Annotated in this window: 11 protein-coding genes and 1 other annotated feature; of the genes, 8 read left to right on the top strand and 3 right to left on the bottom strand. The window is 38.3% G+C overall.

The window, feature by feature from the left end:
• The first annotated feature begins 225 nt into the window (after positions 1–225).
• The 8 genes from V7147_RS05805 to V7147_RS05770 all read left to right on the top strand — a co-directional run bounded on the left by V7147_RS05805 (position 226) and on the right by V7147_RS05770 (position 8,458).
• Positions 226–636 carry a DUF1189 family protein gene (locus tag V7147_RS05805; protein WP_335366909.1) on the top strand — a complete coding sequence of 137 codons (411 nt, stop codon included), beginning with the start codon at positions 226–228 and terminating at the stop codon, positions 634–636.
• Positions 637–752: 116 nt separating this feature from the next.
• Complete coding sequence (locus tag V7147_RS05800) at positions 753–1,043, top strand: DNA-binding protein (protein ID WP_335366905.1); 291 nt, start codon at positions 753–755, stop codon at positions 1,041–1,043.
• A 77-nt stretch (positions 1,044–1,120) separates the two neighbouring features.
• Positions 1,121–1,978, top strand: a complete 858-nt coding sequence (locus V7147_RS05795; RefSeq protein WP_335366904.1) for an MBL fold metallo-hydrolase — start codon at positions 1,121–1,123, stop codon at positions 1,976–1,978.
• A gap of 237 nt (positions 1,979–2,215) precedes the next feature.
• Positions 2,216–3,670, top strand: a complete 1,455-nt coding sequence (gene cls, locus V7147_RS05790) for a cardiolipin synthase (protein WP_438824556.1) — start codon at positions 2,216–2,218, stop codon at positions 3,668–3,670.
• Positions 3,671–3,894: 224 nt separating this feature from the next.
• Positions 3,895–4,165, top strand: a binding site (T-box leader).
• A gap of 80 nt (positions 4,166–4,245) precedes the next feature.
• Entirely contained in the window at positions 4,246–5,103 is an 858-nt protein-coding gene (locus tag V7147_RS05785; RefSeq protein WP_335366902.1) for an SAM hydrolase/SAM-dependent halogenase family protein, read from the top strand.
• A 39-nt stretch (positions 5,104–5,142) separates the two neighbouring features.
• Positions 5,143–5,694 carry an ECF-type riboflavin transporter substrate-binding protein gene (locus tag V7147_RS05780; RefSeq protein ID WP_335366901.1) on the top strand — a complete coding sequence of 184 codons (552 nt, stop codon included), beginning with the start codon at positions 5,143–5,145 and terminating at the stop codon, positions 5,692–5,694.
• Between the two features lie 230 nt (positions 5,695–5,924).
• Positions 5,925–7,637, top strand: a complete 1,713-nt coding sequence (locus V7147_RS05775) for an ABC transporter ATP-binding protein (protein ID WP_335366900.1) — start codon at positions 5,925–5,927, stop codon at positions 7,635–7,637.
• Entirely contained in the window at positions 7,628–8,458 is an 831-nt protein-coding gene (locus V7147_RS05770) for an energy-coupling factor transporter transmembrane component T family protein (RefSeq protein ID WP_335366899.1), read from the top strand. Before V7147_RS05775 ends, V7147_RS05770 begins: the two co-directional genes overlap by 10 nt.
• Positions 8,459–8,505: 47 nt before the next feature.
• Here V7147_RS05770 and V7147_RS05765 read toward each other — a convergent pair whose 3' ends face one another.
• The 3 genes from V7147_RS05765 to liaG form a co-directional block, all read right to left on the bottom strand.
• Positions 8,506–8,676 (bottom strand): hypothetical protein, encoded by a 171-nt coding sequence (locus V7147_RS05765; protein WP_335366898.1) that lies wholly within the window; start codon positions 8,674–8,676, stop codon positions 8,506–8,508.
• Between the two features lie 272 nt (positions 8,677–8,948).
• Positions 8,949–9,698, bottom strand: coding sequence for a metallophosphoesterase family protein (locus V7147_RS05760; RefSeq protein WP_438824555.1), 750 nt, complete (start codon positions 9,696–9,698; stop codon positions 8,949–8,951).
• 341 nt (positions 9,699–10,039) lie between these two features.
• Positions 10,040–10,891 (bottom strand): LiaG family protein, encoded by an 852-nt coding sequence (liaG, locus tag V7147_RS05755; protein WP_335366897.1) that lies wholly within the window; start codon positions 10,889–10,891, stop codon positions 10,040–10,042.
• Positions 10,892–11,096: the final 205 nt, after the last annotated feature.

Below are 11,096 nucleotides of genomic sequence, written 5' to 3'. Positions count from 1 at the left end.
TGTGGCAACGTCTTTATGACCCACTTCCTGTGGGCCTAAAATCTGGGCGCAAATACGCAAAGGCGTATTTGATTTGATTGGATACCTTTCTTTTTACAGAAAGGTATCTTTAAGTTTAAACATCTTTATACAAAGCGAGTGGCTTATGTGAAACTCATGTCGACATTTTTGGATTGTTTACGATTACCAAATAAGGCAGCGATGAAGAGGCTGAATAAGTTGGAAATGAGAAATACGCTTGTTTTCCTTCTTTTACTGTTGTTTATCGTGGCACTTCCAATTGAAATCAATTTACTTTTAGACGATTCCTATATGGAAAGCGATATCCCTCAAAATATTTATGTCATCCAGGTGCTTTTATTTTATCCGTTTTTAATGCTGTTTTTAGGAATAGCAGGGATTTCTGTATTAGCAGGATTGGGAGTAGGAGTCAGCAAGATCACACACCGCCAATTGAAGTTTCAATTTTTATGGAAAATGTGTGCGTTTGCGTTAACGAAGCCAATTATCATTTTCGCAATTGTGAATTTACTGATTGGCGCCCATTGGGTTGTGAATTCAATTGTAATAGTTTTGTTATTTTACACGATTTTACGGATGATTTTTCATTATCCAAAACGTGTAAAAAAACAGTAGGGAAGAACCGGTGGCCGGTTCTTTTTGTCTATCCGAAACTTTTTACCAAACAAAACGTACATACCTAATGTAGGATTCACACAAAAAATGATTACAACAAAGTAGGTGGAAGAAGTATGGACTTTTTATTTTTAGGAATTGGAATTGCTATTGCTGGTTATTTCATAGGGGACGGCTTGAAAAATTTTAAAAATCCCGAGGCAAAGGGTGTCATGGACATGCTTGAAGAAGAGGATTTGTATGAACTTATAAAAGAACAGGACCTCCATTATCAAATTGGGGTTTCAAAAGAGGATGCGAAAGAATTAATTAAGGAACATCCAGATATCCCGCATATCGTATTAAACGGTAATATTTACTATCCAAAAAGCAAATTAAAGCAATGGTTGTCAAATCTCGGAAAGTAACATGAGATCCTTCTCGATAAATAAAATAACGATCGTGTGAAACACTATCAGTATGTAAAACGTGTGAGGGGGATTTTATGGAGAAGGACATGCAGTACGGGAGTGATTATAAATTTATTCCAGCGACTTCAATTGGTAGTGGAATCGGGATACAGATATTGCCAGACCTTTATTCACATACGATCCAAATCGTTAACTTTGTATTAGTAGGTGAGCCGGGTACATCCGATTTTGTAATTGTAGATGCGGGCATGCCTGGCTCTGCAGAGGAAATATTGGCGGTTTGTGAGGAACGCTTTGGCGTGGGTAGTCGCCCGAAGGCTATTCTGCTAACACATGGTCATTTTGACCATGTTGGTGGAATTATTGAATTAGTTAAGCACTGGGATGTGCCGGTCTATGCCCATGAGCTCGAAATGCCATTTTTAACAGGGCAAAAAAGCTATCCGGAACCAGATTCGACGGTTGAAGGGGGAATGGTAGCAAAAATGTCGCCGCTGTTTCCAAATGAGCCAATTAACTTGGGAAGCCATGTAGAAAAGCTACCAGCTGATGGAACAGTGCCTCATTTGCCTGATTTCAGTTGGATCCATACGCCGGGACATGCGCCTGGGCATGTATCGTTTTTCCGCGAAAAGGATCGTGCACTTATAGTTGGCGATGCGTTTGTGACCGTTAAGCAAGAGTATCTATATAAGGTAATGACGCAAGAACAGGAAATTAGTGGTCCACCAAGATACTTAACAACGGATTGGCAGGCTGCGAAAAAGTCAGTTGAAACATTGGCAGGGCTTAAGCCGAGTGTTGCCATTACGGGGCACGGATTGCCCTTGACCGGTGAGTTGTTGGAGGAATCCTTAGAAAGATTGGTAAGGGACTTTGATCAAATTGCGGTTCCTGACTATGGACGCTATGTTGATAGAAATATTCATTAAGGTAAGAGACCTGGCTCTAAAAAAGCCAGGTTTCTTGCTCTTGAAAAATTTGATTTTGCTAAAACCCATCGAATAAAAATAAAAACCATAAAATCAAAATAAAGTTTATAGAACATAAATAAAAACCATAGAGGCATTATAATTATCCCAGACATCAAGAATGTAGCTAATTATTTTATAAACATTCTGAAATATAGTATATTGGAATGTAGAATGAATCGGGTGAGAGAGGGAAATATGGTAAATATTACTTCAGTATTATTAGGGTTGGTTATGGTTTTAAACATTGTATTTGCCGTGGTTGTCATCTTTCGTGAAAGAAGAGATGCGAGTTCGACTTGGGCATGGTTATTAGTCCTTTTTTTTATTCCAGTAGCTGGCTTTATTTTGTATTTGCTTTTAGGTCGGAATTTAACACGCAACCACCTTTTTCAGTGGGATGATTTAAAAAAGAGTGGAATTGAAGAGGTATTAGAGAGGCAAAAAGAGCAGTTGCGAACCCAAAAATTCCACTTTAACAATCGGGTCACGCAAGATAATCAAGACCTTATTTATATGAACCTCGTGAATGACCAGGCTTTATTTACAAAAAATAATGCAGTTGAAGTTTTTACGGATGGGCAAGAGAAATATAGAAGTCTATTCCAGGACATTGAAGCTGCAAAGGAATCGATTCATTTGCAGTACTATATTATTAAAAACGATAATCTAGGTCGAAAACTCATTGCGCATTTAACAAAGAAAGTAAAAGAAGGCGTTACTGTCCGAGTGCTTTATGATGAGTTGGGTTCTAGGACATTAACAAAACGGTTTTTTAAAGAATTTCGGGAAGCGGGTGGCTTAGTCGAGGTCTTTTTTCCATCAAAGCTACGATTTATCAATTTGCGGATGAACTTCCGAAACCATCGGAAATTGGTCATTATTGATGGAAAGGTTGGATATGTGGGTGGCTTCAATGTGGGAGATGAGTACCTGGGCTTAAATTCAAGGTTTGGGTATTGGCGAGATACTCATTTGCGCATAAGGGGAACTGCGGTTGACACCATGCAGGTACGCTTCATTTTAGACTGGAATCAAGCCTCTCGTGATTTTGATATTATGTATGACCCGGAGCTATTTCCAATTGAGAACGTCAGGCTTGGTAATGTCGGGATTCAAATTGTTACAAGTGGTCCTGATTCCGAATTTGAGCAGATTAAGAATGCGTACATAAAAATGCTCTATTCAGCGAAAAAATCAATCTATATCCAGACACCCTATTTTATTCCAGATAAAAGCTTGTTGGATGCGTTACGCGTTGCATGCCTTTCGGGAGTGGAAGTGAATATTATGATTCCGGATAAGCCGGATCATCCTTTCGTTTATTGGGCAACCCTTTCGCATATTGGGGAATTACTTCCAGTTGGGGCAAAAGTCTATATTTACAGTAATGGTTTTATCCATTCAAAGACACTTGTAGTTGACGAGGAGATTTCTTCAGTCGGCACAGCGAATATCGATGTGAGGAGCTTCCGGCTCAATTTTGAGGTAAATGCTTTTTTATATGATGAGAACATTTCTAAAGAGCTAACAGCCATTTTCAAAGAGGATATCACACAATCTAAACTGCTCACACATGAAGAATACGGAAAAAGAGGGGTTAATATAAAGTTTAAAGAATCCATTTCAAGACTTTTATCCCCAATTCTATAGTTGACCAACGGTCGGTGTGGCTTACAAAATTGTAATGTAAAGTAAGCTGCATCGATTTTTTTATGTTTAAAATGAACGGATATTCAAGTAATGATATAGAAGGGGGGGAATCTTCTTGAATATAATGAAATCTAAAATATTTTTTGAAATTTCACTTGAATTTAAAAATTTGTTCGGATATAATTACTTTCAACATAACAACTTAATTAATATTATTTCCTTAAGTAAAGACGATGAAGAGAAAAAGTAGGATTTCGCTATTTTACACAGAGAGCTTCGGTAGCTGAAAAGAAGCAAAAATACAAATCTGAACAATGGCCTCTGAGTTTCGTGCTGAAAGTAACTTCGTTATGAGTAGGTTCCGACGAGATTTGGTACTCGTTATCAATACCACAGTATACGGGCTAAGACTAGACCTGCGTACTTGTTGAGACTGTTTGTGTGAGCAAACAGTGAATTAAGGTGGTACCACGTGAGATAAACCACGTCCTTATCGTATTTGATAATGACGTGGTTTTTTTGTTATCAAAAAATGAGTTTATCTTAAATCGATTAAAAAAATGGAGGAATTTATTGTGACAAATCATCTAGTATTACAAACAGATTTTGGTTTAAGTGACGGGGCAGTAAGTGCAATGTATGGAGTGGCGATTACGGTTAATCCAGAATTGCGAGTTTTTGACCTAACTCATGACATTCCGCAATATAATATTTGGGAAGGCTCTTATCGACTGTATCAGACGATTTCCTATTGGCCAGAAGGGACTGTTTTTGTATCAGTTGTTGACCCAGGTGTCGGTTCTGATCGACGCAGTATTGTAGTGAAGACAGAAACAAATCAATATATTGTGACTCCGGATAATGGTACCCTCACACATATTCAGAATAAAATTGGAATTAAAGAAGTACGAATCATTGATGAAAGTACAAACCGTTTACCTTTTTCAGGAGAGTCTTATACATTCCATGGTCGTGATGTATATGTCTATACGGGAGCAAGACTTGCATCTGGTGTCATTTTATACGAAGAGGTTGGACCTAGTGTTCCAGTTGATTCCCTTGTTGGATTACAGCTGTCAGATGCGAAGGTTGAAAAGGACAGTGTATTAGGTACGATTGATATTCTTGATATTCGTTTTGGTAATTTATGGACGAATATTGAGCGTGAAACTTTTAAACAACTAAATGTTGAGCATGGAGATCATTTTGAAGTAACCATCGAGAACGATACACGTCAGGTGTACAAAAATATTATGACGTATGGACGTTCTTTTGCGGATAGCCATCTAGGAGAACCATTATTGTTTATTAATTCCCTTGATAAAATTGGGGTAGCCATCAACCAAGGTTCATTTGCCAAAGCTTACCACATCGAGACAGGTTCTAATTGGAAAATTTATATTCGCAAAGTACCAAAAATCATTTATAATTAACTTTTGTTTTAATTCAAAAAATTAGGGGGTATGAGATTTATGAAAAGTTTATCTATTAAAACCATTGTTGCGATTGGAATTGGAGCTGCAGTATTTGTGATTTTAGCAAAATTCGCAGCTATCCCAACACCTGTTCCGAATACTACAATTCAAACATCATATGCATTCTTGGCGTTAATGGCTGTTGTGTTCGGTCCAATAGCAGGTGCCTTAATTGGATTGATCGGTCATACTTTAAACGATGCTATTTCATGGGGTTCTGTTTGGTGGAGCTGGGTCTTTGTCTCAATGCTAGTAGGATTTATATTTGGACTTGTTAAAAACAAAATTGATATAGAATCTGGAATTATCAATGGCAAAAAGATTGTAACATTCAATATTGTTCAAGTAATCGCTCAAGCGATTGGGTGGTTTGTCGTTGCGCCGACATTGGATGTTTGGATTTACGCTGAACCAGCAAATAAAGTGTATGTTCAAGGAATCTTCGCGGGAATTGCAAACATGGTCACTGTTGGAATCATTGGCACGATTTTATTAGTGGCGTATGCAAAAACAAGAAGTAAAAGTGGAAGCTTGACGAAGGATCTATAAAAAAGGTAAAAGTTTTAAAATAGTTTTGGTGTCTAGCTCCAGCGCCTAGCCCCTCTATGGTCTAGCCAATCCGTCAAGAAGGTCAAAGAGCAACCTTCATGAAGGATAGTCTTATGCTTGTCGGACTTGCACAGGGACGTGCTGACGTCTACGTTTGCCACAGGACGTGGCGTACTTAGTAGACGTTCCACTTCAAGGAGCTTGAGCTTTTCGTTTAGGAGAGTAGTATGATGAAAAAACCTGTTATCGAATTTATCAATTATAGCTTTACATATCGTAGCCAAGCAGAGCCTACTCTTCGGGATATTAATCTTAAAATATATGAGGGTGAAAAGGTATTAATTGTAGGGCCTTCTGGATCAGGCAAAAGCACGATCGGAAATTGCCTGAACGGGCTTGTTCCCTTTTCTTATAAGGGAAGTAACCAAGGGAGCCTTAAAATTATGGGCAAAGAAGCAAAGGATCTAGATATTTTTAAAATATCTAAAATGGTCGGCACCGTATTACAGGATCCGGATGGACAGTTTATCGGACTGACTGTAGGAGAAGACATTGCCTTTGCTCTTGAAAATGATTGCGTGCCACAGAAGAATATGATTGAAACTGTTGAGGGAGTATCGAAAATGGTGGATATGGAGGGATATTTGCATTCATCCCTTCATCAGTTGTCAGGCGGACAAAAGCAAAGGGTCTCCCTTGCAGGAGTCATGGTTGATAAAGTAGATATCCTCCTTTTTGATGAACCCTTAGCGAATCTTGATCCTGCAACGGGTCAGTATGCAATTGACTTAATCGATCGAATCCAAAAAGAGACGAATACGACAGTAGTGATTATAGAACATCGCTTAGAGGATGTTCTATATCGTCATGTGGATCGGATTATTGTTGTGGATGAAGGAAGAATTGTTGGCGATTTGAAACCTGATGAACTTTTATCCAAGCCTATTTTAGAGGAACGCCATATCCGTGAACCGTTGTATGTCAAAGCAGTGAAATATGCAGGCTGCGAGATAACAGAGGACATGAAGCCAGCACATCTTCCTTCCTTTGATGTGGAAGCTTGTAGGGACAGATTAATTGAGTGGTTTGAAAGGGGAGTCACACCTCAAAGGAGAGAGAAGACTTCGCCTATTTTGGAGCTAGATCATCTTTCATTTTCCTATCATCAAGGAAAAGAAACGATTCGGAATGTATCCTTTTCGATTGAAAAAGGCGAGATTGTAAGTATTGTAGGAAAAAACGGTGCTGGAAAATCGACCCTTTCAAAGCTTATCTGCGGATTTGAAAAACCAAGCTCTGGAAAAATTCTTTTTTCAGGTCAAGATATAACAAATGATACAATCAAGGAACGGTCTTTACGGATTGGAATGGTTATGCAAAACCCAAACCATATGATTTCAAAGCATTTGATTTACGATGAGGTTGCACTCGGACTTGAGATCCGCGGTGTGCCTGAAGCTGAGATACAGGAACGGGTCGAGAAAACACTGAAGGTGTGCGGTCTTTACCCATTTAGAAAATGGCCGATTTCCGCTCTTAGCTTTGGACAAAAGAAACGTGTGACAATTGCATCAATCCTTGTTTTAGAACCCGAAGTCATTATTTTAGATGAGCCGACAGCTGGGCAGGACCTCCGCCATTACACCGAAATAATGGAGTTTCTTGTCGAATTAAATAAGCAAGGAATTACGATTATTATGATTACACATGATATGCATCTTATGCTTGAGTATACACCGCGTGCAATTGTGATAGCGGGTGGAGAGAAGATAGCCGATCAATCAGCCGCAAGCGTGCTAACAGACTCAGAAATTATTAAACAAGCTAACTTAAAGGAAACTTCCTTATTTGAACTAGCAAAGCGAGCAGGGATAAATGAACCACTTGAATTTGTTGAACGGTTTATTGTGTATGATAAGGAGGTTCGTAGGACATGGCAGTAGAAATGTTATCCTATATTGAACGTAAGTCACCCGTTCATCAATTAACAGGTGCGACAAAGCTTATTTGCTTTATCTTGTGGTCTTCTACTGCTATGTTAACGTATGACACGCGTATCCTTCTGTTTTTATTTGTCATTAGTCTCATCATTTTTCAAGTCTCCAAAGTGAAACTAAAAGAGATTTCGTTCGTGCTTCTTTTTATCCTATTATTCTTGTTCATTAATAATCTTGCAATTTACGCCTTTTCTCCGCAAGAAGGAGTCAAGATTTATGGGACGAGCCATGTGCTATTCGAAATAGTTGGGAGATACAATATTACCTTGGAACAGCTGTTTTACCAGTTTAATATCACACTCAAATATTTTACGGTAATACCTGCTGCCTTATTATTTATTGTGACAACAAATCCAAGTGAATTTGCTGCATCCCTAAATCGTATTGGGATTAGCTATCGTATTTCATATGCGGTTGCACTTGCTTTGCGTTATATCCCAGAAATTCAACGAGATTTCTGGAACATCGCACACTCACAGCAAGCAAGAGGGATTGACATGTCAAAAAATGAAAGGCTGCATAAGCGGGTAAAAAATATAGCTTCCATTCTTATCCCTTTGATCCTATCGAGCCTGGACAAAATCGAAACGATCAGTAATGCAATGGAACTTCGAGGATTCGGAAAAAACAAAAAGCGCACCTGGTATCGTTTACGCGCATTTCATGTAGTCGATTATGTAACAGTGGTTTTATTTACTGCGATTTTAATTATCTCTATGGTTATAACATTCCACGATGGTAATCGATTTTATAACCCTTTCCTATAAATATAAAAAGGAATACCATATTAAAACGTGGTATTCCTTTTCCTGTATTAGGTCAATGGCGTTTTGTTTTGCTTTAAAAGGTTTGAAGCGGGAAGTGTAATAATTTTTCCTCCGATTTGAACGTGGATGGAATCATTAAATATTGCCTTTACTATCCCTTTTAGCTGGACAGTTGAATTAACCGTGATCTCTTTTTTAGGTTCGTTATTGGCAGTCATGGCAATTCTCCTCTCAGGGTTTATATAGTTATATAGAGGTAAATAGAAAAGCACAAGGCGCTTGCTTATCGGCGACAAGCATAAGATAAGCGCTGACAGAAGGTGCATTTTGCCTTCAGAAGCGATTGGCTTATGACCTCGAGCCGATGGCGCCTGGAGCTAGACAAATAAAAAACATTCTATCCCATATTTATGAAAGTTATACATATTAAATATCGTTATTTTATTATTTTACATGTATTCTTTTGTCTTGTGCAAGTTTCATGAATTAGTTATTTTTCCTTTTTCGATGCCCCTCGGTAATATGCTTCGCGGAGCTCCGTCGCGTAATCATCAAAATACGGTAACCCCATTTCGGCTGCAATCTTTAATTCTTTTTCAACATCATATGGAATACGTACAATTTCAATTGAAAAGGGTGCAACTTCTTTTGATTGATATTCTCCATGTAAAATCGCAAAGGTTGCTTGTGTTGTATCAAGAGGGTTGCCGACACTGCCAACATTTAAAAGGGTTTTTTCTGTACCCATTGGTTCAATCAAGGCAGCATGAATATCTCCAAATCCGATAATGTCTGGAGTCTTATCCTCTAAAGGTAAAATCCATTCTGAGTGATCGAACATGGCTCTTTTTTCATCCTCGGAATGAACCATAGGGACAACACGGTGGTGGACACTTTTCGCGGAGGCATGGTACAACCGAATGTATTTTCCACTTATATAAAAATCAAAATGAAAAGGAAGTGATCCTAAGTATGAGAGGCGTTCTTCTCCAAGCTGATTTTGATGCCATTTAATCCCTTCATCTGGATGTTCATTTTGAATAAAGTCATCCCAATTCCCCAATAGCACGACCTCACACACCTCTTGAATCCGGTCAACCGCCAAAGCTGAGTTTGGCCCTTTTCCTACAAGGTCTCCTAAACAAAGAATCGTCTCAATTCCACGATCTTTGATATGTTTTAGTACAGCTTCAAGTGCTGTCATATTTCCGTGAATATCGGAAATGAGCGCAATACTCATAATAAGACCTCCTAGGTATTAGTGTATTATAATTAATAATAAAATAGATTGAAAATTTTGTCAGTACAATTTTAAAAATACCTTTGTTATAACTGAATGTTGATTTTACTGTGTTTGAAAAATAAGCGGAAAAATTCCGCTTAGAGTTGGAAATACCCAATTTTTCTTAAAAATAAAGGAAGTTTTTCCGCCTATATTCTCCAATTCATTGGATTTTATCCTATTTAGAGCAGTTAATCGGAAAATCTCCGCCTATGAATTCCCATACCTAAACGAAAATGAATAATGAATAATAACAGAGCCTAAAAATAAAAAGCGCCCGAGCTACGAGCGCCTTTACTTTATCTAATACTTGCTTTTCCACTATTTACTTTAATATTTACATCATAGGTACCTGCGCCGTGTTTCCCTTCAATTCTCCCCTTATCCCTTGTGGAATCTTCAAGAGAGAAATCATTTGTAATAAAGCCGCTATTTGATTCGCCTTTTAATGTAAAGTCAGCATCATTTGGTAGATCAATATCAAGTAGACCCGATTTTACACTTGCATCAATTGAATCTGTGAGTTCAGCAATGGTTGCTTTTAAACGACCAGAGTGTACTTCGGTTTCTAGTTTTCCCGTATAATCGTCCACTGTCACATTACCTGAGCGAACATCGATTTCTCCGCTTTTTGTTGTTATATTGTTAATGATGGAATTTCCGGAAGCAACGTTATGTGTAAATGTTTCAGCGGAAAGGTTTTGCAGTCTCATATTTCCGGAATGGACATCGACAGAAAGGTCGTTTAACTCCATTGGCTTACCGTCGAACTCTAAATGGCCAGACCCGATTCTAAGTGAAAGATCTCGGTCATAATCTTCAGGGATATACACAGTTAGTTTCGTTTTATCAAAGAAAGGGAACCAACCCAAGTTGAAAAATCCTTTTTCATAAGTGACCTCTATCGTGTCTCCACTTTTTGACACATGAACTTTACCTTTTCCTTTTAGTTCGGCTTCCACGTCATCGCGGTTTTCAGGGATAACTGTCGTGCTAATCGATGTAATATCAATGTTAATCTCATCAATTTTTTCGGAAATCTTGGCGGATTCTCCAGAATTACCAAAGGGGAGCCCAGGGATACGGTAGAGATTTGTTATCAATAGATAAGCCCCAATAAGAACAAAAAATATGATTAATATTTTCTTCATTTTTCTAACCTGCCTTTATCATTTATCTTACTTCTATCATAAAAGAAGAAAGGGAATGATGTAATGCACTACCGATATATTTCTTGATACGACCTAAGACGTATGATAGTTAATCAAATGCGCCGTGGCGTATTTGCGCCCGATTTTAGGCCCACACGAGGTGGGTCAAAAAGACGTTGCCGCAGGATGTGGCGTACTTAGTCTT

This window comes from Bacillus sp. JJ1521 (assembly GCF_036965165.1).
Taxonomy (GTDB): domain Bacteria; phylum Bacillota; class Bacilli; order Bacillales; family Bacillaceae_L; genus Ferdinandcohnia.
The sequence above is the reverse complement of the archived record's forward strand: the minus strand, read 5'-3'. Positions and strand labels throughout refer to the sequence as shown.

Bases quoted from the DNA above. Each gene is read 5' to 3' on its own strand.
- V7147_RS05805 (WP_335366909.1), top strand. From the start codon at position 226: ATGAGAAATACGCTTGTTTTCCTTCTTTTACTGTTGTTTATCGTGGCA.
- V7147_RS05800 (WP_335366905.1), top strand. From the start codon at position 753: ATGGACTTTTTATTTTTAGGAATTGGAATTGCTATTGCTGGTTATTTC.
- V7147_RS05795 (WP_335366904.1), top strand. From the start codon at position 1,121: ATGGAGAAGGACATGCAGTACGGGAGTGATTATAAATTTATTCCAGCG.
- cls (WP_438824556.1), top strand. From the start codon at position 2,216: ATGGTAAATATTACTTCAGTATTATTAGGGTTGGTTATGGTTTTAAAC.
- V7147_RS05780 (WP_335366901.1), top strand. From the start codon at position 5,143: ATGAAAAGTTTATCTATTAAAACCATTGTTGCGATTGGAATTGGAGCT.
- V7147_RS05775 (WP_335366900.1), top strand. From the start codon at position 5,925: ATGAAAAAACCTGTTATCGAATTTATCAATTATAGCTTTACATATCGT.
- V7147_RS05770 (WP_335366899.1), top strand. From the start codon at position 7,628: ATGGCAGTAGAAATGTTATCCTATATTGAACGTAAGTCACCCGTTCAT.
- V7147_RS05765 (WP_335366898.1), bottom strand. From the start codon at position 8,676: ATGACTGCCAATAACGAACCTAAAAAAGAGATCACGGTTAATTCAACT.
- V7147_RS05760 (WP_438824555.1), bottom strand. From the start codon at position 9,698: ATGAGTATTGCGCTCATTTCCGATATTCACGGAAATATGACAGCACTT.
- liaG (WP_335366897.1), bottom strand. From the start codon at position 10,891: ATGAAGAAAATATTAATCATATTTTTTGTTCTTATTGGGGCTTATCTA.